This window comes from Rhodocyclaceae bacterium, assembly GCA_020248265.1.
Classification (GTDB): domain Bacteria; phylum Pseudomonadota; class Gammaproteobacteria; order Burkholderiales; family CAIKXV01; genus CAIKXV01.
The window spans coordinates 110,892-132,768 of record JADCHX010000010.1 but is presented as its reverse complement, the minus strand read 5'-3'; the positions used below and the strand labels follow the sequence as shown (position 1 = coordinate 132,768).

Annotated in this window: 22 protein-coding genes; 15 read left to right on the top strand and 7 right to left on the bottom strand. The window is 68.0% G+C overall.

All coding sequences use genetic code 11. The annotated features are described in order from the left end of the window. Positions 1-42 precede the first annotated feature (42 nt). Together ING98_10225 and ING98_10220 are read left to right on the top strand one after the other, a co-directional pair. Entirely contained in the window at positions 43-483 is a 441-nt protein-coding gene (locus ING98_10225; GenBank protein ID MCA3102241.1) for a (Fe-S)-binding protein, read from the top strand. Beyond that, positions 480-1,385 (top strand): (Fe-S)-binding protein, encoded by a 906-nt coding sequence (locus tag ING98_10220; protein MCA3102240.1) that lies wholly within the window; start codon positions 480-482, stop codon positions 1,383-1,385. The genes ING98_10225 and ING98_10220 overlap by 4 nt, the downstream gene beginning before the upstream one ends. Before the next feature lie 89 nt (positions 1,386-1,474). Here the strand turns inward: ING98_10220 and ING98_10215 are convergent, their stop codons facing one another. Continuing rightward, positions 1,475-2,701, bottom strand: coding sequence for a class I SAM-dependent methyltransferase (locus ING98_10215; protein MCA3102239.1), 1,227 nt, complete (start codon positions 2,699-2,701; stop codon positions 1,475-1,477). Positions 2,702-2,804: 103 nt separating this feature from the next. Between ING98_10215 and ING98_10210 the strand changes: the two genes are divergently transcribed. Further along, positions 2,805-3,794, top strand: a complete 990-nt coding sequence (locus ING98_10210; GenBank protein ID MCA3102238.1) for a tripartite tricarboxylate transporter substrate binding protein — start codon at positions 2,805-2,807, stop codon at positions 3,792-3,794. A 28-nt stretch (positions 3,795-3,822) separates the two neighbouring features. Here ING98_10210 and ING98_10205 read toward each other — a convergent pair whose 3' ends face one another. Next, positions 3,823-4,011, bottom strand: coding sequence for a hypothetical protein (locus ING98_10205; GenBank protein ID MCA3102237.1), 189 nt, complete (start codon positions 4,009-4,011; stop codon positions 3,823-3,825). Positions 4,012-4,146: 135 nt separating this feature from the next. Between ING98_10205 and ING98_10200 the strand changes: the two genes are divergently transcribed. After that, the gene (locus ING98_10200) at positions 4,147-4,629 is read left to right on the top strand and encodes a RidA family protein (GenBank protein ID MCA3102236.1); all 483 of its coding nucleotides are present in this window, start codon (positions 4,147-4,149) and stop codon (positions 4,627-4,629) included. Positions 4,630-4,690: 61 nt separating this feature from the next. Here the strand turns inward: ING98_10200 and ING98_10195 are convergent, their stop codons facing one another. Continuing rightward, complete coding sequence (locus ING98_10195; GenBank protein ID MCA3102235.1) at positions 4,691-5,101, bottom strand: carboxymuconolactone decarboxylase family protein; 411 nt, start codon at positions 5,099-5,101, stop codon at positions 4,691-4,693. A gap of 230 nt (positions 5,102-5,331) precedes the next feature. Here ING98_10195 and ING98_10190 point away from each other — a divergent pair, with 230 nt between their 5' ends. After that, the gene (locus ING98_10190) at positions 5,332-7,014 is read left to right on the top strand and encodes a CocE/NonD family hydrolase (protein ID MCA3102234.1); all 1,683 of its coding nucleotides are present in this window, start codon (positions 5,332-5,334) and stop codon (positions 7,012-7,014) included. Positions 7,015-7,170: 156 nt separating this feature from the next. On the opposite strand, the gene ING98_10185 is transcribed toward ING98_10190, so the two are convergent. Genes ING98_10185 through ING98_10170 form a run of 4 tightly spaced genes read right to left on the bottom strand, consistent with a single transcriptional unit; the run spans position 7,171 to position 11,574 of the window. Continuing rightward, on the bottom strand, positions 7,171-8,490 hold the full coding sequence (locus ING98_10185) for a cytochrome P450 (GenBank protein ID MCA3102233.1): 1,320 nt from the start codon (positions 8,488-8,490) through the stop codon (positions 7,171-7,173). Positions 8,491-8,518: 28 nt separating this feature from the next. Further along, complete coding sequence (locus tag ING98_10180) at positions 8,519-9,451, bottom strand: SMP-30/gluconolactonase/LRE family protein (GenBank protein MCA3102232.1); 933 nt, start codon at positions 9,449-9,451, stop codon at positions 8,519-8,521. Between the two features lie 34 nt (positions 9,452-9,485). Next, positions 9,486-10,433: a GntR family transcriptional regulator gene (locus tag ING98_10175; protein MCA3102231.1), complete on the bottom strand. Its 948-nt coding sequence runs from the start codon at positions 10,431-10,433 to the stop codon at positions 9,486-9,488. A 58-nt stretch (positions 10,434-10,491) separates the two neighbouring features. After that, entirely contained in the window at positions 10,492-11,574 is a 1,083-nt protein-coding gene (locus ING98_10170) for an Ldh family oxidoreductase (GenBank protein MCA3102230.1), read from the bottom strand. A 135-nt stretch (positions 11,575-11,709) separates the two neighbouring features. Between ING98_10170 and ING98_10165 the strand changes: the two genes are divergently transcribed. The 10 genes from ING98_10165 to ING98_10120 all read left to right on the top strand — a co-directional run bounded on the left by ING98_10165 (position 11,710) and on the right by ING98_10120 (position 21,840). Next, positions 11,710-12,567, top strand: coding sequence for an alpha/beta hydrolase (locus tag ING98_10165; protein MCA3102229.1), 858 nt, complete (start codon positions 11,710-11,712; stop codon positions 12,565-12,567). A gap of 110 nt (positions 12,568-12,677) precedes the next feature. After that, positions 12,678-13,688 carry a tripartite tricarboxylate transporter substrate binding protein gene (locus tag ING98_10160; protein MCA3102228.1) on the top strand — a complete coding sequence of 337 codons (1,011 nt, stop codon included), beginning with the start codon at positions 12,678-12,680 and terminating at the stop codon, positions 13,686-13,688. A 3-nt stretch (positions 13,689-13,691) separates the two neighbouring features. Further along, complete coding sequence (locus tag ING98_10155) at positions 13,692-14,531, top strand: NAD(P)-dependent oxidoreductase (protein ID MCA3102227.1); 840 nt, start codon at positions 13,692-13,694, stop codon at positions 14,529-14,531. Further along, positions 14,528-15,508: a tripartite tricarboxylate transporter substrate binding protein gene (locus ING98_10150; GenBank protein MCA3102226.1), complete on the top strand. Its 981-nt coding sequence runs from the start codon at positions 14,528-14,530 to the stop codon at positions 15,506-15,508. The genes ING98_10155 and ING98_10150 overlap by 4 nt, the downstream gene beginning before the upstream one ends. A 119-nt stretch (positions 15,509-15,627) precedes the next feature. Then, the gene (locus ING98_10145; protein MCA3102225.1) at positions 15,628-16,551 is read left to right on the top strand and encodes a tripartite tricarboxylate transporter substrate binding protein; all 924 of its coding nucleotides are present in this window, start codon (positions 15,628-15,630) and stop codon (positions 16,549-16,551) included. An 85-nt stretch (positions 16,552-16,636) separates the two neighbouring features. Continuing rightward, positions 16,637-17,695: an isocitrate/isopropylmalate dehydrogenase family protein gene (locus tag ING98_10140; GenBank protein ID MCA3102224.1), complete on the top strand. Its 1,059-nt coding sequence runs from the start codon at positions 16,637-16,639 to the stop codon at positions 17,693-17,695. Positions 17,696-17,703: 8 nt separating this feature from the next. Continuing rightward, positions 17,704-18,984 (top strand): four-carbon acid sugar kinase family protein, encoded by a 1,281-nt coding sequence (locus ING98_10135; GenBank protein MCA3102223.1) that lies wholly within the window; start codon positions 17,704-17,706, stop codon positions 18,982-18,984. 35 nt (positions 18,985-19,019) lie between these two features. After that, positions 19,020-19,673, top strand: a complete 654-nt coding sequence (locus tag ING98_10130) for an aldolase (protein MCA3102222.1) — start codon at positions 19,020-19,022, stop codon at positions 19,671-19,673. 105 nt (positions 19,674-19,778) lie between these two features. After that, positions 19,779-20,777, top strand: a complete 999-nt coding sequence (locus ING98_10125; GenBank protein MCA3102221.1) for a tripartite tricarboxylate transporter substrate binding protein — start codon at positions 19,779-19,781, stop codon at positions 20,775-20,777. Positions 20,778-20,817: 40 nt separating this feature from the next. Beyond that, entirely contained in the window at positions 20,818-21,840 is a 1,023-nt protein-coding gene (locus tag ING98_10120) for a tripartite tricarboxylate transporter substrate binding protein (protein ID MCA3102220.1), read from the top strand. Positions 21,841-21,877 lie beyond the last annotated feature (37 nt).

Here is a 21,877-nt window from a genome sequence, read left to right as displayed (position 1 = left end):
CGGCGCACTGGTCGCGCGCCTGCGCCCGTGGCACGATTGCGGATGGACTCCCTGCGCACCTACCTCGACCACTTCGTCGCCGACACGCTCGATCGTTGCACCCGCTGCGGCAAGTGCTACGAGGCCTGTCCGATGACCTCCTATGCCCCTGCACTGGCCGGTGCATCGCCGCCGTCGGTGGTCGACGGATTGCTGCCGCTGCTCGGGGGCGGGCAGGGGACGGACGAAGCCGTCGCCTGGGTCAAGGTATGCACGCAGTCGTCGCGCTGCACCGAGGCGTGTCCCGAGGGCATCAACGCGATGCTGATGGTGCGCGTGGCACGCATGGGGGCCCTCGGTTCCCTCGGCGGCGAGGCGCAGATGAAGACCACGGAAGACCCGCTGTTCTTCCGCAAGATCGAAGCGTTCGCCGCGACCCAGCTGACTGCCGAGGAGATCGAGCAGTGGCATCGCGCCAGCCCCCGGGAGCGTACGGCATCATGAGCGAGAAGGTCGTGTTCTGGTATGGCTGCAACGTGGTGCGCCACGGCGACATCATCCACGGGTCGATCGAGATCCTCCGCGCGATCGGCCTCGAAGTGGCGCCGGTCGGCGGGCCGAGCTACTGCTGCGGCACGTCCAAGGACGCCAACCTGCGCGCGGCCGATGGCATGGCGAAGCGTACCGTCGGCAAGTTCAATGACCTGGCGATCCGTCTGGCCGAGGATGCGCCGGCGGTTCCGGGGCCCCTGTCGTCGCCCGATCCCGCAGCCGCCCCGGCGACCGTCGTCACCTGGTGCCCGTCGTGCCATCGGCACATGAACCAGTTCATGGAGGGCTATACCGACCCGCAGTTTCCGATGTCGCATTTCACCCAGATCGTCCATGCGGGTCGCGAGCGGCTACGCGAACGGCTGGTACATCCGGTGAACCGGCGCGTCGTGCTGCACAGGCATTTCGGATTCCGCGAGGTCGACGTGAATCCGCTGGTCGAAGACCTGCTGCGCCTGATCCCCGGCCTCGACGTGGTCGAGACCGATGTCGCGGTGCCCGGCCACATGTGCTCGGCGCTCGTCTCGGTCCCGGCCGCGCTGAAGGATGTGACGCGCGGCGTCTGCGACCTCGCGCGCAATGCCCGTGCCGATGAAGTGGTGACGGTGTTCCATTCCTGCCAGCGGTTGCTTTGTGCGCTCGAGGGCAGCGAGCCTTTCCGCATCGTGAACTACGTGTCGCTGCTCTGCGAGGCGATGGGCCTGACGCTGGTCGACGAGTACAAGGCATGGAAACTCGCCGGCAGCGAAGAGGCGGTACTCGACAGCATCGGTGCCGGACGGATCGAGAAACTGGGCGAGGCGTTCGTGCGCGAACAACTGGTGCCCGAACTGCTGCGCGCGCCCGCTAAGTAGGCCTTCGGGCGCGTGACTGCCAGGCTATCGCGGTCCCGGTCGTTCGAGCTTCTTCGACGTCGGCGCGACCCGGTGGCCCGTCCTGTCGTTCAGCGAACCTTCAGTCTCCAAAGCGATACCACTTCGGCTGAGCGGGCTGAATGGAGCGGATCGCGCGGGTCGCCCGCCTTGGCATGCGTCGGCCGCGCATCGATGCGTTCCACCACTGCCAGGCCACCAGCGCCGATCATCGCCTCGAGTTCAGCCCTGCTGCGCAGGCCGAGGTGCTCGGCAAGGTCGGACAGCACGAGCCAGCCCTCGCCGTCGGGCGCGAGGTGGGCGGAAAGACCCGCAAGGAAGCCGCGCAGCATCCGGCTGTCCGGGTCGTAGATCGCATGTTCCAGCGCTGAACTCGGCCGCGCCGGCACCCATGGCGGATTGCAGACGATGAGGGGGGCTCGTCCGGGAGGGAACAGGTCGGTGTCCAGCACCTGCACCCTGCGCTCGAGGCCCAGCCGCGCCAGGTTCTCGCGCGCGCAGGCGATGGCGCGCAAATCCTTGTCGGTCGCAACGATCCGCTCGACGCCGCGGCGCGCGAGCACGGCCGCCAGCACGCCGGTGCCGGTGCCGACGTCGAAGGCGAGCGGCACTCCACCTGTTGGCAGCGGCGCCATGGATACCAGCTCGACATACTCGCTGCGGACCGGTGCGAATACACCGTAATGCGGATGGATACGTTCGCCCATGGCGGGGATCTCCACCCCGTTCCGGCGCCATTCATGCGCTCCGATCAGGCCGAGCAGCTCGCGCAGGGAGGCGACATAAGGCTCGTGCGCCGGGCCGTAGGCCTCCTCGCAGGCTGCGGCCACGTCGGGTGCCCGGCGCAGCGGTATCACATGCCCCGGTTCGAAAGGAATCAGCAACATTCCCAGGGTGTGCGCGCGCTGGGCCTGTGCCATCCGGTGCCGATGGAACGCCTCGGCCGGCGTGGGCGCCGTTGCTGGCGCATCGGTGGCAGCGGTCAGTGCCGACTTCGCCCGGTCACGAGCCTTCGCCCGTGCGCGCGCCTTGACCTTCGCCGGCTTGCGATCGACCCGGCGTGCCAGCGCGATCAGCAGGTGGCGCGCATTCTGGAAGTCGCCCTGCCAGACCAGCGCTGTGCCTTCGCTGGCCAGCCGATAGGCGGTGTCGGCGGGTGTAGTGTCGTCGACGGCGACTACCCGTCTTGGCGGCGCAGTGCCGTTCTCCGACCGCCAGCGGACCGATTGCGGCCCATCGGGCCCGTTCCAGGCGAGTACGGGATGGCCAGCAGCGGGAATTTCGTGAGAGATCGTCATGCCCCGAGTATGCGCGATGTGCACGAGGCCCGGATGCTGGACAAAAGACAGGCGCATGAGCATGATCGTCGGCACAGGAAAAATGACCCTCAGGAGGATGCGGATGCCATCTGGAAGACCTGTTGCCGCTGTCGTGCGGCCCATTCTGCTTTCGCTGCTCATGGCCTTCGGCGCGGTGCTGCCCGCGGCGCACGCGCAGCTCCAGTTCCCGGTCAAGCCCATCCGGCTGATCGTCGGCAGCGCAGCCGGGTCGGGTCCGGACATCATCGGGCGGGCGATGGCCGATCGGCTCGGCGAGACGTGGGGTCAGCGGATGATCGTCGACCCGCGCCCGGGTGCTGCAGGCGCCATCAGCGCAGACCTCGCGATGGCGGCGGTACCGGACGGCTACACGATGATGATGCTCACGTCGCAGTTGTTCGTGGCATCGCAGGTACTGACCGGGCTGAAGTTCGACCTGGGCCGCGATTTCCAGTCGATCGCGTTGATCGGTACCGTGCCGTTCGTCCTGCTGGCGAACACGCAGGTGCCGGCGAAGACGCTGAGGGAACTCGTCGAACTCGCCCGCAAGGCGCCTGGCACGCTGCGTTACGGCTCCGCCGGCACGGGTGCGTCCGAGCATCTGTCGGGCGTTCTGCTCACGCAGTTGACCAGGACCGACATGCTGCACGTCCCCTACAAGGGAGTGCCACAGGCGATCGCTGATGCGATGGCCAACGAGGTGCAGGTCACGTATGCGGTGGTGCCGGCTGCAATGCCGCACGTGCAGTCGGGCCGGTTGCGCGCACTCGGCGTGACTACGCCCGCGCGCGCGCCGCTGCTGCCCGATGTGCCGTCCATCTCCGAAGTGGTGCCGGGCTATGCGATGTACGGCTGGTACAGCATCGTCGCGCCTACCGGGACGCCCACTGCGGTACTCAACCAGGCCAGCGCTGAAATGGTGCGAGTGATGAAGGAGCCCGCGTTCGGCGAGCGCCTGAGAGCGCTCGGCGTCGACCTGGTCGCCGGCGACCGGCAGGTGCTCGACAAATGGCGTTCCGAGGAACTCCAGCGCATTCGTGCGGTGGTCAAGATGGCGGGCGCAAGGCAATAGAGCATCCGCAGCGTCTGTCAACCCGGTTTCATCGTCCCCGATTCCGTCCGAGCCAGATAGTGGCTGCGAGCGACGCGAACATCACGCTCAGGATCACCCGCATCATCGGCCATGGCGCGTCGGGAGCTGCTTCGCCCGGCCACCCGGCGTAGGCCATGATTGCCCAGTAGAGGGAAAAAGCCAGGCTGGTGACGGCGGCAATCTGCGGACGGGTCATCGCGGGTACATGAGTGCAGGGTGGCGGGACGACAGGAGAGTGGCTGAGCCGCGCGCGCTTCGCAAGGCCCTTGCCGAACGGCGGCCGATCGGCGATGGAAAAGGTTCGTCCCTGCAGTCAGGCAAAGGAGTCAAGATGGGTCTGATCGAGTCCAGGCTGGCCAGCATGGGTCTGTCCCTGCCGGCTACGCATCCGTATCCGAGTCCAAACCGAACGGCCGCAGTACGCGTCGGGAATATCCTGTTCCTGTCGGGACACGGCACCGGACGGCAGGAGATGGCTCTCGGCATCAGGCAGTATGGCAAGGTCGGTGGCGATGTGACCGAGGCGGAAGCGCAGCTGTGCGCAAAATCGGTCGCGCTGGCGATGATGGCATCGATCAAGGCAGAGGTCGGCGACCTCGACAAGGTCCGCCGGGTCATCCGCCTGTACGGCATGGTCAACAGTGCGCCCGGCTTCGATCGGCAGTTTTCGGTGATCGACGGCGCGTCCGATCTCTTCTACGAACTGTGGGGGCCGGAGTTCGGTCGGCATGCCCGCGCGGCCGTCGGCATCGCAGAGTTGCCACGCGGTGCGGTGCTCGAGATCATGGGCGAGTTCGAGCTGCATCCCGAATAGGCGGAGCCCTGTCGCGGTCCGGGTCGTGTGTCGGCCCTGCGACCGGGGTATCGCGGTGGCCTCAGGTCGATGCACCGGCATCGAAGGCCGGGTCGAGCGGCACCTGCAGTCCGGTGGCGAGGTGGTTGGTCTTGCCGGCGAGCGAGACGATGGCCAGCAGCTCCGCATGCTGCGCGTCTGTCATGCCCTTCGCGCGCGCCGCAGCGGTATGCGAATGCACGCAGTAGCTGCAACCGTTCGCGATCGATACCGCGACATAGAGCATTTCCTTGACCAGTGGGTCGAGCTGCGTCTGTGCAGCCATCAGACCCTTCACCTCGGCCCAGGTGTTCTCGAGCAGTGCCGGGTCGAAGGCCAGCGTGCGCCAGAGATTGTTCACGAAATCGGTCTTTCGCGTGGCACGGATGTCATCGAACACGGCCTTCACGCGCGGGTCCATTTCAGGGTCGAGCGGCTGCCGGACGGTCGTCATTGGGTAAGGCTCCTGGGCTGCGATCGGTTGAGACAGGGAGTCGGGCGAGGGTAACAAACGCAGCCCTGGTGAGGCGACGAAACGCACCGCCTGCCTGCAGGCCGCTGGTAGGGGATGCAGGCATCGGGCAAACGCACAGCGTGCGGATCTGCGGCACGTGCGGTTGACGTCGCAACGACGCCCGCACGATACTTCTGCTCCCTCCCTACATGCCAGGATGCACGCCTTCCATGAACCAGGCCGCACAACCCGTTGTCACCGAACATTTCCTGCTGGAGAAAGACGTCGATGTCCCGATGCGCGACGGGGCGCGGCTGAAGGCGGACGTGTTCCGGCCCAAGGACGGGGGCAGGGTTCCTGCGCTGCTCAATTTCGGGCCCTACCAGAAAGACAAGCCGTGGACGCCGCCGGCGAACCTGGAGGAGAAGCCGAACGAGTGGATGAACTGGGAGACGGTCAATCCCGAGTGGTGGGTGCCACGCGGCTATGCCTCGGTGCGTGTCGATGCGCGCGGCACCGGCCAGTCGCCCGGACAATACGACCCCTGGTCGCGCGCCGAGTCGGTCGACTTCCATGACGCGATCGAATGGGCGGCTGCGCAGCCCTGGTGCAACGGCAATGTCGGGCTGTCGGGCATCTCGTACTACGCGATCAACCAGTGGTTCGCCGCCAACCAGCAGCCACCGTCGCTCAAGGCGATCGTGCCCTGGGAAGGTTTCGCCGACATCTATCGTGATGCGCTCTACCACGGCGGTATCCTGTCGCTTTTCATGACCAACTGGTTCACTGCGCACCTGCTGCACCACACCCTCGGACGCGCCTCGCATATCCATCCCGATACCTGGCAGAAGAACACGCTGCACTTCTGGCTCACCAACAACCTGGACAGCGGCGCGTTCCACGGTGCGCAGGCGCGCTGGGAGGACATCAAGGTGCCGTTCCTGTCGGTGGGCAACTGGACCGGCATGGGCCTGCACCTGCGCGGCAACACCGAGGCCTACATGCTGTCGAAGTCTCCGCACCGCAAGCTGCGCATGCAGGGCGGCACGCACGTGCACCCGTACTACTCCGAGGACGGGCGCCAGGACCAGATCCGCTTCTTCGACTACTGGCTCAAGGGCGTGCAGAACGGCGTGATGGACGAGCCGCCAGTCAAGCTGGCGATCCGCAAGGGCGGCGACAGGTACGACTGGCGCTTCGAGCACGAATGGCCGCTCGCGCGCACCCAGTGGACCAGGTTGTACTTCGACCTGGCACAGCCGTCGGTGGACGACGTGCCCCTCAGCGGTACGCTGGTTGGCAGCAACCCTGCGAAGACCAGCGAGTACACCTACGCCGCTACCGGTCTCGGCTCGATGGGATCTACCTCTGCGGCGTCGGCCCAGGTGATGGGCGGGGGCATCAAGCCGGGTATGGGCGTTGCCCTGGTCACGCCGCCGATGCCGGAAGACATGGAGGTTACCGGGCCCCTCGCGGCCACCCTCTGGGTGTCGAGCAGCAGCGAGGACATGGACCTGTTCCTTACCCTGCGCCATTTCGACGCCGATGGTAACGAACTGATGGAGACCGGCCAGCAGGGTACGCCGGTGCCTGTGGCCAAGGGCTGGCTGCGCGTGTCGCATCGTGAACTCGATACTGAACGGTCGCTGCCCTACCGCCCCTACCACCGGCACAAGCGGCGCCTGCACCTGAAGCCCGGCGAGATCGTGCAGGTCCAGGTCGAGATCTGGCCGACGTCGATGGTGTTCGCGAAGGGCAGCCGTCTGCGGCTGGACGTGCAGCCGCGCGACGGCGTCGGCAGCCAGTCGTACATGCATTACCACGCCGACTACAACACCGGCACCAACACGCTCTATGCCGGTGGCGAGCGCGAGTCGTTCCTGCTGCTGCCGGTGATTCCGAAGGCGGGCTGACCGGTTGCAGGTGACCCGAGCCTGGTCGTGGACGCCGACCTGGCTCGGGCTTCGTACCCTCAAGACCCGCAGAAGGCGATCCGGATCGGCATGTTTCCTCACTCGATCGAATGGATGCCGGACATGTTGCCTCTGGTGTCGACCGGCAGGCCATGCTTACCAGTGCGTCGGCGACGCCGACTGCGCCGTCCTGCCGTGCTGCCGGGGCGCCTCGATGCGATGCGTCTCGAAGCGCACCGGCAAGCCCCCGCGCGGCCGTCCGATCGGCAGGTAGGCGTAGTCGTCGCGGAAGCCGGGTGCAACCGTCCATCGGGCGCGTTCGCGCAACGACTGCAGCACGGCCTGCACCTGCATCTCGGCGAAGTTCATCCCGACACACATGTGGGCGCCGCCGCCGAACGGCGTCCATGCAGCCGGATGCCGGCGCTGCTCGGCGCGTGCCGCACCGAAGCGGTCCGGATCGAACCGGTCCGGGTCCGTCCACCAGCGCGGGTCACGCTGCACGAACAGCGGCGCCACGATCAGCCGCGTGCCGGCCGGAATGCGGCAGCCGTGGAGTTCCACCTCGCGCATGGCCATCCGGGCGATCGTCGGCAGCGGGGGATACAGCCGAAGGGCTTCGCGCAGGATATTCGCGCCTTCATCGTTCAAGTTGCGCTGTTGCCAGTCCGGCTGTTCGCCTAACGCCATCACCACCGTGGCCAGTGCGCTGGTGGTCGTGTCGTGCGCCGCCATCAGCATGAACACCATGTGGTCGATGACCTCCGCATCGGTATATGGTCGCCCGTCCTCGTCGCGCTGCCGGCAGAGCAGGGAGAACAGGTCGTCGCCGTCGCCGTCGCGGCGCGCTGCGATCCGCTCCGAAAGGAAGCGAACCAGCCGCATGCGCGCATGAAGACCACGCCGGTAGGCCCCCCCAGGCAGTGGGTAACGGACCATTGCTGCCGAGGCCTGCACCAGGTCGATGAAGTCGCGTGCGACGGTGTTGATCTCGTGCTGCAACCGCATGCCCAGGAACAGGCGTGCCCCGATGTCCAGGGTCAGGCGCTTCACGCAGCCGTGGAATTCGACATGGCCGCGCTGCAGCCAGTCGTCGATCGCAGTGTCGATGATCGGCTGCATCTGCAGGCGGTGCTGTTCGAGGCGTTCGCGCCTGAACACAGGCAGCATCAGGCGGCGATGGCGGCGATGGTCCGGGCCATCGCGCAGGATCAGTCCGCCGGGAAACAGTTCCCCGAGCAATGGCGTCCAGCCGCCAGCGGCGGAGAAGGCGTCGTCCCTGTCGAAAAGGGTGCGTTCGTTGGCCTCGGCGCCCAGCGCCAGCAACTGTGTGCGGCCGAACACGAAGATGCGTGTGACCGGCCCGCGCCGCTCGTGCACCCCGCGCAGGAAGCCGAGCGTGTCGCGCAGGAAACGCAGGTCGGCCAGGATCGGCGGATGGCCGCAATGGGGCAGGTGCGCGAGCGAAGGCGTCATCGGGTGCACGGGCTGCGGCCCTGCCGCATCACCGGTGGGAAGGCAGCACCCGCCCGGGTACCGGCACCGGCGCGGTGAGGATGCAGCCGGCTTCGGAGTCGACGATGTACAGCGTGCGCAGGTCCGCGCCGCCATGGGCGACGTTGGTCACGACCTCGCTGCGTGGGGAATCGATGCGCAGCACCGGCTCGCCGCGCCGGTCGAACAGCCACACTGCGCCCATGTCGGGGTGCGCCACTGCAAGTCCGTCCTCCGCATCGATCGCCATGCCATCGGGGCCGCGTCCACCGGACAGCTGTAGGAACATGCCCATGCGCGCGACGCCGCCGGAAGGATTCTGCCGGGTCGGTGCGAGCAGCGGCAGGCGCCAGACCGCATTGGCCCGCGTCACCGCGACATACAGGGTCCGCTGTGCACCATCGAGTACCAGCCCGTTCGGGCTCGGCAGGTTGCCGGCGAGCCGGTCGAGCGCGCCATCGGCACGCAACCGGTAGACGCGGCCGGTCGGGTCGTCGAGTGCGGTCTGTCCCTGGTCGGTGAAGTACAGGTCACCGTTGTCGGCGAAGGTCAGGTCGTTGATGCCCTTGAATCGCTCGGCGCGGTAGCCATCGACCAGTACCCGCACCGTGCCGCGCAACGGGTCGAGCTCGAGCAGGCCCTGTCGATAGTCGGCGACGAGGATACGACCATCGGCATCGATGGCCAGTCCGTTCGGCTCGCCATCGTACTCGGCCACCAGCGTGAAGCCGCCGCCGGCATCGACGCGGAAGATGCGTCCGAACGGGATGTCCGTGACGTACAGGTTGCCGGCGCGGTCGAAGGCCGGTCCCTCCAGGAAGCAGCCGTGCTTCGGCACGCTGCGCCCGGATGCCATGCGTTCGGCGCACAGCCGCTTCGCCCGGAAGGTCGCCGGCAACTCTGCGAAGACGCTGGCGGTGATGCGCGGTGGCGGCGCGAACAGTGTGCTCATCGGTATGGATGCCTAGTTCGTCGGATCAGAAGTGCGGCACTGCGTCCATCTCCCTGCGCCGTTCGGCCCCCTGCGGAGCCGGGGTGCCGCCCAGCAGGTCGGCCTTGACCTGCCGGATGTCCTCCAGGTGGGAGCGCAGAAGGCTCGCCGCCTGCTCGCGCCGGCCGTCCTCGATCAGGTCGAGAAGCTGCAGGTGTTCGCGCGCGGCGGCGACGAACGCGCGCGTGTTGCCGAACGGCCGGTAGACGATCAGCCGGCGCAGCCGGTTCGCACGCTGGCTCGCCTCGATGAAGAACGGGTTGCCGCAACAGCCGACGATCGTCGCATGGAAGCGCGTGCCGATGTCGAACCATTCGTTGCTGGTGAGCCGTGGCGGCCGCGGTCCCACCAGTTCGCGCTGTTCGGCGCGCACCTTCGCGAACGCGGTGGCATCGACCCGGTATCCGGGTTCCAGCAGCGCCGCCGGCTCGATGGCCAGCCGGAAGCGGTAGCTCGCCGCATGTGCCTGCGCCGCATCGAGCACCGGCAGGAAGCGCCAGCCGTAGCCGGGCCGGCGTTCGATCCAGCGCTCCTGAGCCATGCGCGTGAGGTTCTGGCGAAGGACCGCGCCGGTCACACGGTAGCGTTCGGCGAGCAGGGTCTCGGTGACGAACTCCGGCAGGCGCCCCGCCAGCCGGTCGGCTGCGATCTGCAGGTAAGGCCTGGCTGCTTCAGGCTCGGCCAGCGATCGTGCGGTACGCGCGTGGGCGTCGCGGTCGCCGGTCACCACGAAGCCGCGATTGAGTTCGCGTGCCGCCACGCCACCTTCCTCCAGCAGTTGCAGCGCTCGCTCGATCGGCGACCTGGATACGTCATGGCGCAGCGCGAGCTCGGCACTCTTCAGGCGTGCACCGGCCGGCAGCGTGCCGGCGCCGATCTCGGCCAGGATGCGGCGCGCAATGCGCCTGACCAGCGGCGTGGACGGGTGGGACATCAGGCCATCGTGCTCGGCAGGGATCGGTGCATCGGAGGGCGGCTGGCAGCTTCGCGCTTCAGGCTGCGTCGAAGGCCTGTCCACGACCATCGGGCAGCGCGACCTTCGCGCCGACAGCTTCCTCGGCCAGCGCACGGATCACGTCTGCGGTGACCGGGATGCCGCTGACCGCGCGCCGGGCCGCGGTGCGCGCCTCGGGCTCGCCCGGGATCAGGATCTCGTCGCAGCCTTGCGCGCGCGGCATCGCCTTCACGCGAGCGACCATCTCGTCCATCCGGTCGCGGTACTGCTGCATCGGCATGAACAGGTCGGGACGGAAGGCGATGAACAGGTGGCCGACGTCCTGCGGGCCCGAGAAGTCGAAGTACAGGCTCTTCACGCCGGCGGCGAACGCCGAGCCGGTGAGCACGCCCGAGAAGATGTCCATCATGAATGCAATGGCGGACCCCTTGACGCCGCCGAACGGCAGCAAAACGCCCTCGAACGCTGCCTGCGCGTCGGTGGTCGGCCGGCCTTCGTTGTCCAGCGCGAGCCCGAGCGGGATCGGTTCGCCCTTGCTCGCCGCCAGGCGGATCTTGCCGCGCGCGATCACGGTCATCGCCAGGTCGAGTACGTAATCGCCCCGCTTGCCGCCGGGCGCGCCGACGGCGAGCGGGGCGGCCCCGTGGAAGTTGGTGCGTCCGCCCCAGGCCGGCATGGCCGGGGACGAATTGGTGAAGGCCATCGACACCATGCCGGCGTCGATCGCCTGCATCACGTACAGGGCGGCCATGCCGTAGTGCGTGCTGCGCCGGATGCCGGCCATGCCGATGCCGGTGGTGCGGGCGATGGCGATGGCCTCGTCCATCGCGCGATGGCCGACCACGAAGCCGATGCCGTCGTCGCCGTCGATCGAGGCCACGGCCGCTGCCGGGCGATCGATCTTCAAGGTCGGCGTCGGGTTGATCGCCTTCGCGCGCAGCCGCTTGCAGTAGATCGGGATGCGCGCGACACCGTGCGAGGCGAGGCCGCGCAGGTCGGCGGCGACCAGGTCGCGGGCGACGATGGCGGCATCCTCGGCCGGAAGGCCGTGCGCGATGAACATTCCGGTGCCAAAGGAAACAAGCTCGTCGGAGCTGAAGTATCGTGTGCTGTCGGTCATGGGTAGTACGGACCCGGAGGGAGCAGTCGGCCCGGCGGGCATCGATGGCGGTGTTTCAGTTTGCATTTGTGCGCTTGAAAATGCAAACTTGCTCCAGGTCAACGGGAGGAATGCATGTTCGAAGGTTTTCGGGAAATGATGGTGCCGACCAGCGATCCGGACTGCCGGATCAAGCTGCGCGTCGGCGGCAAGGGTCCGGCGATCCTGCTGCTGCACGGTAATCCGCTCACCCATGTCACCTGGTACAAGATCGCGCCGCGCCTGGCCGACCGCTATACCGTCGTCTGCGCAGACCTGCGCGGCTATGGCGACAGCGACAAGCCGCGCGGCCTGCCCGACCACACGAACTACTCGTTCCGGCGGATGGGCCAGGACATGATCGACGTGATGAAGGTGCTGGGCTTCGACGAGTTCATGGTGGCGGGACACGATCGCGGCGCGCGTACGGCGCACCGGATGGCGCTCGATCATCCCGAAAAGGTGAAGAAGTTCGCCAGCATCGAGATCATCCCGACGCACTGGCAACTCAACAACATGAAGTGGACCTACGCCGCCCATTCGTACCACTGGTTCTTCTTCGCCCAGCCGTTCGACTTCCCGGAGAAGCTGCTCGAAGGCAAGGAGGAGTACTACATCCGCCGCAAGTTCGCTAAGCAGGGCGAGGGCAAGTTCAGCGAAGAGACGATGGCCGAGTACGTGCGCTGCTGCACGCCCGAGCATATCCACGGCATGTCGGAAGACTACCGGGCCACCCTTTCGGTCGACTTCCCGCTCGATACCGCCGACTGGGAGGCGGGCAGGCGCGTCACCTGCCCGATGCTCGTGATGTGGGCCGAGAAGAGCCACACCCAGCGCGAGTTCAGCGCAGTCGATGCCTGGCCGCACTATGCGACCGACATCCGAGGCTTCCACAAGCTGCAGTGCGCGCACTATCCGATGGAAGAGGCGCCGGACGAGACCTACGAGAAGCTCGCCGCCTTCTTCGACGAATGAGCTTCGGACGGGCAGTGCGCTCCCGCACTGCCATGGAACGCGGTCGCCGGGCCGGGCTCGGCAGGGTGACCGGGTCCGGCGCGCAGACGCCGGACACAAAGGAGGATTCGATGAACGCTGATCCGATGCGCACTCCTGTGCGCCCTATGTTGCCGGTGGCAGCCAGTGCGATCGCGATCGCCGCCGCGCTGGCGCTGCCGCCGGTCCCGGCCGCGGCCCAGAGCTATCCAGCGCGTCCGGTTCGCCTGATCGTGCCGTTCGCGCCGGGCGCTGCCTCGGACATCACCGGTCGCCTGGTCGCGCACAAGCTGGGCGAGGGCTTCAACCAGTCGTTCGTCGTCGACAACCGGCCCGGCGCAGGCGGCAACATCGGCCATGACATGGCGGCGAAGGCACCGCCCGATGGGTACACCATCGTGCTCGCCAACGAATCGCTGGCGATCAATGCATCGCTCAGCCGTAAGCTGCCCTTCGACACGCTGCGCGACCTGGCTGCGATCAGCCTGGTGACGATCAATCCGCGCGTGTTCGTCGCCTCGGTCGCCTCGCCGTTCGAGTCGATCAAGGACGTCGTGGCGGCGTCGCGTGCGAAGCCGAACAGCATCCGCTACGGCTCGTCGGGCATCGGCACCGGCCCGCACCTGGCCGGTGCGATGCTGTCCAATCTGGCGAAGATCGAGATGATCCACGTGCCGTACAAGGGAGCGGCGCCGGCGCTGGCCGACGTGCTCGGCGGACAGATCGAGATGATCGCGACCACCATCCTGTCGTCGCAGCCGATGATCCAGTCCGGCAAGCTGCGTGCGCTGGCCGTCACGTCGGCGAAGCGCTCCGGCATCCTGCCGAACGTGCCGACGGTCGCCGAGAGTGGCGTGCCCGGTTTCGAGGCGACGTCGTGGCTGATGCTGCTCGGGCCGGCGAAGATGCCGCGCGCGGTGGTGGCGCGCCTGCACGAAGAGACCGCGCGCTTCATCGAGCAGTCCGACGTGCGCAAGCGGGTCGCGGCCGATGGCGGCGAGCCCGTGGGTTCATCGCCGGAGCAGGCTGCGGCGTATCTCAAGGGCCAGGTCGACCGCTGGGGGCAGGTGATCCGCGCCGCAGGCGTGCAACCGGAGTCCTGAGCGATGACGGCCGGGGCCGAGCGACCAGGCATGCTGCCGCGCGTCCTTCTGACCGGTGCAGGCGGTGGCATCGGACGATGCCTGCACCAGGCCTTCGCCGGTCGCTATCCGCTGCTGCGTCTGGCCGATCGGGTGCCGGTGGCGCCGCGGCATGCAACCGACCAGGTGATCACCGGCGACCTGCTCGATCCCGCGGTCGCATCCGCGGCGGTGCAGGGCATCGACTGCGTCGTCCACCTGGCGGGCATCCCGAAGGAGGACGGCTGGGACCGGATACTGCCGGACAACATCGTGGCGACGCTCGGCCTGTTCGAGTCGGCCCGTGCGGCCGGCGTCCGGCGCTATGTGTTTGCCAGTTCGAACCACGCGATCGGCTACCACGATGCGACGCGCGAACTGGGTATCGACGAGCCGGTGCGGCCCGATTCGCGCTACGGCGTGTCGAAGGTGTTCGGCGAGGCGCTGTGCCGGATGTTCACCGACAAGTACGCAGTCGATGCCTGCTGTCTGCGCATCGGATCGTTTCGCGAGCGGCCGGAGGATGCGCGCCAGCTGTCGACCTGGATCGGCCATCGCGACATGGCGGCACTGGTGCGCTGTGCGATCGAGGCGCCCGCATACGGTTTCGCGATCGTCTACGGCGTGTCGGCGAACCGCCGGACGAAGTGGCACAGCCCCGATGCGGCGCGCATCGGCTACGTGCCGGTCCAGGATGCGGAGCAGTGGGCGGCCGAACTGGAGCAGGCCACGCTCGGTGCGCCCGACAGCCCGGCCGTTCGCTTCCATGGCGGCAGCTACTGCGCCGCCGAGTACGTTCCGACCGAAGGAGCATCGACGCGATGAATGGCTCGATATCGAACAGGCTGTGCGGCGCGCTGGCGGCCGCTTCGCTGTTGCCGGCCGGCGTGGCCTGGGCGCAGGCGCCCTATCCGTCGAAGCCGGTGCGCTTCCTGGTCGGTTTCGCGCCGGGCGGCGGTACCGACATCATGGCCAGGGCGGTGGCGGTACGCCTGGCCGAGGCGCTGAGCCAGCAGGTGGTGGTCGAGAACCGTCCGGGCGCGAACGCGAACCTGGCGGCCGAGATCGCAGCCAAGGCGGCACCCGATGGCTATACCGTCCTGTTCATCTCGGTGTCGCACGCGGTCAGCAAGTCGCTGTACCGCAACCTGAAGTACGACCTCGAGCGCGACTTCATTCCGCTCGCCGGCATCGGTTCGGTGCCGCAGGCACTGGTGGTGACACCGTCGCTGCCGGTGAAGTCGGTGAAGGAACTGATGGCGCTGGCGCGCAAGCGGCCAGGCGAGATCGCCTACGCTTCTTCCGGCGCAGGCAGCCCCGAACACCTCGCCGGCGAGATGTTCGCGATGATGGCCGGGGTGAAGATGCTGCACGTGCCGTTCAAGGGCGGTGCGCCCTCGGCGGCGGCCATCGTCGGCGGTGAGGTGGTGGTCGGCTTCAACACCATGCCGGTCGCGTTGCCGCACATCCAGTCCGGCCGCATGCGGGTGCTCGCCACCACCGAGGAGCGCCGCGCCGGCGTGCTGCCGGAGGTGCCGACCATCGCCGAGGCGGGCGTGCCGGGCTATGCGGCATCGACCTGGTACGGCGCGATGCTGCCCACCGGCACGCCGCGCGAGATCGTGCTCAGGCTGAACACCGAGATCAACAAGGTGCTGCAGCTCGCCGACGTGCGCGACCGGCTGCTGGGGCTGGGCGCGGTCACCCTCGGTGGCACGCCCGAGGCGTTCGGGCAGCTGATCGCCACCGATATCGCGAAGTTCGCGAAGGTGGTGAAGGCGGCGAACATGCAGGTCGAATGACGGACAGCGGGAGGCGGGTCATGCAGGCAGGGGGGATGCGATCGATGCGCGCGGAAGCGGCAGGTGCAGGGTTTGCGGCAGCAGCGGCCGCAGCGGTCTGCGTTGCCATCGGAGCCCTCATGGCCATGCCGGTGCTTGCGCAGTCTGCCCAGGCCTGGCCCGTCAAGCCGGTGCGGGTGATCGTACCGTTCGCCCCCGGCGGCGGCAGTGACATCATCGCCCGGCAGGTGTCGTTCAAGTTGCAGGAGCAGTACCGACAGTCGTTCGTGATCGAGAACCGGGGCGGGGCCGGTGGGCTGATCGGCATGGAACTGCTGGCCAAGGCGCCTGCGGACGGCTATTCGATCATCATCATGTCGGGCAGCTTCTCGACATCGGCCGCGCTGCAGAAGCCGGCGTTCGACCCGATCCGCACCATCCGCGGCGTGGCCGAGATCGGCTACGTGCCGTTCGTCCTGGCCGTGCATCCGTCGCTGCCGGTGAAGACGATGCCCGAGTTCTTCCGGCTTGCGCGCAACCGGCCGGGCGAACTGTGCTACGCATCCAGCGGCATCGGCGGCATCACCCACCTGGCCACCGAGATGATGGCCGCGCAGGCGAAGGTTCGCTTCACCCATGTGCCTTACAAGAGCACCGGCTCTGCGATTGCCGACCTGATGTCGGGTGCCTGCCAGTTCATCCTCGGCAGCCTGCCGCCGGTGCTGCCGCTGATCCAGTCGGGCAAGATGCGGGCGCTGGCGGTGAGCACGGCAGAGCCGTCCGCCGCGCTGCCGAACGTGCCGCGCATTTCGGATACGCTGCCGGGCTTCGAGGTAGACCTCTGGTTCGGGCTACTGGCGCCGCGCGACACGCCGAGGCCGGTGGTGGACAGCCTGAACGAGGCGGTGAACCGGTCGCTCAAGGATGCCGACCTGCAGAAGCAGCTGGCGGACCAGGGCATGGTCGTCTCTGGCGGCTCGCCCGAACGGTTCGTGAAGCGTATCGAATCCGAATACCGTCGTTGGGCGGCGGTGGTCGAGCAGGCGAAGATCAAGGCCGAATGAACAGTGCCGCATCACGGCGCAGGCCACCACGGCCGGCATATCGGAAGCAACCACAACCGCCGGCATGCCGGCTGATGGAGCAGAGATGAACATCGTCGTGATGCCCGGTGACGACATCGGGCCGGAGATCGTCGAGGCCGCCATGCAGGTGGTGCATGCGGCCGAGCGCCGATTCAGCCTCGGCCTGTTGTTCGAGACGGTCGATGTCGGCATGCCGAGCTTTCGCAAGGTCGGGTCCACGCTGACCGACGAGGCGATCGAGAAAGCGGTGGCGGCCGACGGCGTGATCCTCGGTCCGTGCGGGATGACGCTCTATCCGCCGCGCGACAAGGGCGGCATCAACGTGCCGGGCACCATCCGCAAGCGGCTCGACCTCTATGCGAACCTGCGACCGGCGCGCTCGCGTGCGGCGGTTCCCGACGCACGGCGCGGCATGGACCTTCTCGTCGTACGCGAGAACACCGAAGGCTTCTATTCCGATCGCAACATGTTCATGGGCATCGGCGAGTTCATGCCCACGCCAGACCTCGCGATCTCGGTGCGCAAGATCACCCGCAATGCGTCGCGCCGCATCTCGCGGGTCGCGTTCGAGTGGGCGCTGCGCCGTCGGAAGAAGGTCACGGCGGTGGGCAAGCAGCATGTGCTGCAGATGTCCGACGGGCTGTTCATGGAGGAGGCCTACGCCGCCGCGAAGGCCAATCCCGGCGTGGAATTCCACGAGTTCGATGTCGATGCGATGGCCGCCGAACTGTACAGCCGCCCGGAGCGGCACGACGTGGTGCTGCTCACCAACATGTTCGGGGACATCCTGTCCAATGCCGCGGTCGCGATCTCCGGCGGCCTCGGGTTGGCGGCGGCGCTCAATGCCGGCGACGACCACGCGGTGGCGAATGCGGGGCACGGGTCGGCGCCGGACATCGCGGGCAGGGGCATCGCCAATCCCACCGGGATGATCCTGTCGACCGCGATGCTGTTCGAGTGGCTCGGGGTGAAGCATTCGAAGCCCGTGCTGGTCGAAGCCTCGCAGGCGATCACCGCGGCAGTCGATGCGGCACTGGCCGACGACGGTGCACGCACCGGCGACCTCGGCGGCCGTGGCAACACCCGGTTGTTCGCCGAGCGGGTCGTCGCGGCGCTCGCTTGAGCGGGACGATGGGCATGGCGCCATCGCCGGGCCTGCAGCTGGGCTGCATCGCGGACGATTTCACCGGGGCCACCGACCTCGCCAGCACGCTGGTCGCGCAGGGCATGCGCACGGTCGTGCTGCTCGGCGAGCCGGCCGCAGACATGCCGGTGCCGCAGGCCGATGCACTGGTGGTCGCACTGAAGTCGCGCTCGATCCCGGCAGCCGACGCGGTTGCCAGCTCGCTCGTGGCGCTGCGCTGGCTGCGGGCGGCCGGGTGCCGGCAGTTCTTCTTCAAGTACTGCTCGACCTTCGATTCGACCGACGCAGGCAACATCGGCCCGGTGGCCGAAGCGCTGCTCGATGCGCTCGACGCGCGGTTCACGCTGGCCTGTCCGGCGTTCCCGGCCAATGCCCGCAGCGTCTACCGAGGCTACCTGTTCGTCGGCGACCGGCTGCTGTCGGAGTCGGGCATGCGCGACCATCCGCTCAATCCGATGACTGATCCGTCGCTGGTGCGAGTGCTGTCGCGCCAGATGCGCGGCGAGGCTGGGCTGGTCGGCTACGAGGCGGTGGAGAAGGGCGCGGCCGCCATCGTGTCGGAGATGCAGTCACTGCAGGCGCGTGGTGTGCGGATCGCGATCGCCGATGCGCTGAGCGAGCGCCACCTGATGACGCTGGGCGAGGCCTGCGCCGAGCTGGCGCTGGTCACCGGCGGGTCCGGCATGGCGATGGGGCTGCCAGCCAACTTCCGCGCGCGCGGCTGGGTGCCATCGATCGACAGTGCTGCGCTGCCCGCTGTCGATGGGCATCGCGCGGTGATCGCCGGCAGCTGCTCGGCGATGACGCGAGAGCAGGTGGCTCGCATGTCCGCAGTGGCACCGTCGTGGTTCGTGGATCCCGCGGCACTGGACGATGCCGACCGCGCGGTGCGGCAGGCGCTGGACTGGGCACGACCGAAGCTCGCCGCCGGCCCGGTGCTGGTGTGTTCGAGCGCTTCCCCGGAGCAGGTTGCCGAAGCGCGCAGGCTGCTGGGCGAGGATGCAGGACTGCGGGTCGAGCAGGTGCTGGCGCGCATCGCCTGCGGGCTGGTCGACGCCGGCGTGCGCCGGCTGGTGGTGGCTGGCGGCGAGACCTCGGGTGCAGTGGTCGGGGCACTCGGCATCCCGGCCCTGCGCATCGGGCCGGTGATCGCACCGGGCGTGCCGTGGACCGCGGCCGAGGGCGGCCGGCCGATGTGGCTCGCGCTGAAGTCCGGTAACTTCGGAGACCCGGACTTCTTCAGCGCGGCACTGGACTTCGCCGGCTGAGCGCGGACCGGGCCATCGAACGGAAGGATCCTGCCATGCTGAACGTGTCGAACGCGCCTAACGAAGATCGCCTGCGCGAAGAACTCGTGATGCTCGGCCGGTCGCTCTACGACCGGGGGCTTGCGCACGGATCGGCCGGCAACCTCAGCGTGAAGGTGTCCGATGGCTGGCTCATGTCGCCGACCAACTCGTGCCTCGGGCGGCTCGACCCGGCGCGCCTGTCGCGGCTGGATGCCGACGGCAGGCTGGTCGATGGCGACGCGCCGTCGAAAGAGAGCTTCCTGCACCTGTCGATGTATGGCGAGCGCGCGGACTGCGGCGCGGTGGTGCACCTGCATTCGGTGCATTCGGTCGCGGTCTCCTGCCTCGACGGCATCGATCCGGACAATGTCTTTCCGCCGATCACCGCCTATGCGGTGATGCAGGTCGGGCGGCTGGCGCTGGTGCCCTATTTTCCGCCTGGCGATGGCGCGCTGGCCGAGGCGGTACGCAGGGTCGCGTCGAAGCACCATTCGATCCTGCTCGCCAACCACGGTCCGGTGGTGGCCGGGCGCTCGCTGGCGGCCGCGGTCAATGCGGTCGAGGAACTCGAGCAGACCGCCCGGCTGATGCTGCTGCTCGACGGACGGCGCACGCGCCTGCTCGACCCCTCCCAGGTGGCCGAACTGGAGCGCCGCTTCCCCGGCTGAGCGCGGGCTGCGGCACAATACGCGGCAACAACAACCGCCGCAGGCCGAGCTGCCACTGACTGCCTCCTGGGCACCGGCAGTCGCGCCTGCACGGAGGAGAATCAGATGCGTAACCACGGACCCGGTTCCACGACCGCCGCCACCGCCGCGACCGCCGCTATCGGCGCGCTGGCGCTGCTTTGCGCCGGCGCCGTCCAGGCTCAGCCCGCCTGGCCGGTCAAGCCGGTGCGGCTGGTGCTGCCGTTCCCTCCCGGCGGCGGTACCGACATCCTTGGCCGTACCCTGGCGATCCGGCTGGGCGATGCGATCGGCCAGCCGGTGCTCACCGACAACCGTCCCGGCGCCGGCGGCAACCTCGGTGCCGAGATCGTCGCGCGCTCCGCGCCGGACGGCTATACCGCCGTGCTGGTCGCGCCGGGCTTCGTGATCAGCCCGAGCATGTATCGCAAGCTCGGCTTCGACCCGTTCAAGGACTTCGAACCAGTATCGCTCGTCGCCTGGATCCCGAACCTGCTGGCGGTGCATCCCTCCCTGCCGGCGCAGAACGTGAAGGAACTGGTCGCCTATGCCAGGGCGAATCCGGACCGCATCAGCTACGGCTCCGGTGGCGTCGGGACGTCCAACCACCTCGGCACCGAACTGCTCGCGGTGCGTACCGGCACCCGCATGGTGCACGTGCCGTACAAGGGCGCGGCCACCGCGATGATGGATACCGTCGCCGGCAACGTGCACCTGATCACGATCGGTACCGGCGCCGCTCTGGCGCAGGTCAGGGCGGGCAAGCTGCGCGCGCTCGCGACGCTCACCCCGGCCCGCGTGCCGAACGCACCGGAGATCCCGACCATTGCCGAAGCGGGCTTCCCCGGACTCGAGGTGCTGACTTGGTACGGCGTTTTCCTTCCGGCGAAGACGCCGCGCCAGATCGTCGATCGCATGAATTCGGAACTGTCGCGGCTGATGTTCGAACCGGAAGTTCGTGAGCGCTTGTCCAGCATCGGTGCCGAACCGATGAAGAGCACCACGGCCGAGACCGCGCGCTTCATCCGCGAGGAATACAAGCGCTGGGCCGAGGTGATCAAGGCCGCGAAACTGCAGATGGACTGATGCGATGGGGATGGCAATGGAGACGGTGACAGTGACAGCGATGCCGACCTGCGGATTGCAGGACGCGGCGGCTGCAGGTACGGGCGGGTGGCGCGTGGGCGTCTGCACGGCGATCGTGGTCGCTTGCGCGATGCTGCCGCTGGCTGGCGCCTCGGCTGCGGACACCGGGTTCCCGACGCGCCCGATGCGGATCATCGTACCCTTCGCGCCGGGTGGGCCGACCGATGTCGCGGCGCGGGTGATCGGACCGAAGATGAGCGATGCCTGGGGGCAGCCGGTCGTGATCGACAACCGCGTCGGGGCGGGCGGCAACATCGGCATGGCACTGGCCGCCAAGGCTCCGCCCGACGGACATACGGTGCTGTTCACCAGCAGTTCGGTCGTGGTCAACCAGACCCTGTTCAGCAAGCCCGGGTACGACGTGTTCAAGGATCTGATCGCCGTGACCCGCGCGAACACCACGCCGAACATCCTGGTCGTGCATCCATCGGTACCCGCGAAGAACCTGGCCGAACTGATCGCGCTGGTGCGTGCGAATCCCGGCAAGTACAGCTATGCATCGCCCGGGACCGGCACCACCGGACACCTCAGCTGCGAGATGCTGCGCGTGGCGGCGAAGATCGACATCCAGCATGTGCCGTTCAACGGGGCAGCGCCCGCAGTGACCTCGATCGTTGGCAACCAGACTCCGATCGGCTGCCTCGGCCTGCCACCGGCCCAGCCGCAGTTGAAATCGGGTGCGCTGCGCCCGATCGCAGTGACCAGCGCCCAGCGCTGGAAGCAGAATCCCGACGTGCCGACGATGGTCGAGAGCGGGTTTCCCGGCTTGGTCAACGACCTGATGACCGGCGTGTTCGTACCGGCCGGCACGTCCGTGGCGATCGTCAACCGCCTGCACGCCGAGATTGCCCGCATCGTGATGCTGCCCGACGTCCAGGACCGGCTCGGGCCGCTCGGATTCGAGCCGGTGGCCAATACGCCAGCCCAGTTCGCGCGCCAGGTGCGCGAGGAGGTCGAGATGTACGGCAAGGTCATCCGCGCGTCGAACATCAAGTCAGACTGATCCTGGGGCCTTCCGTCCCGGCGCATCCAACGAGGAG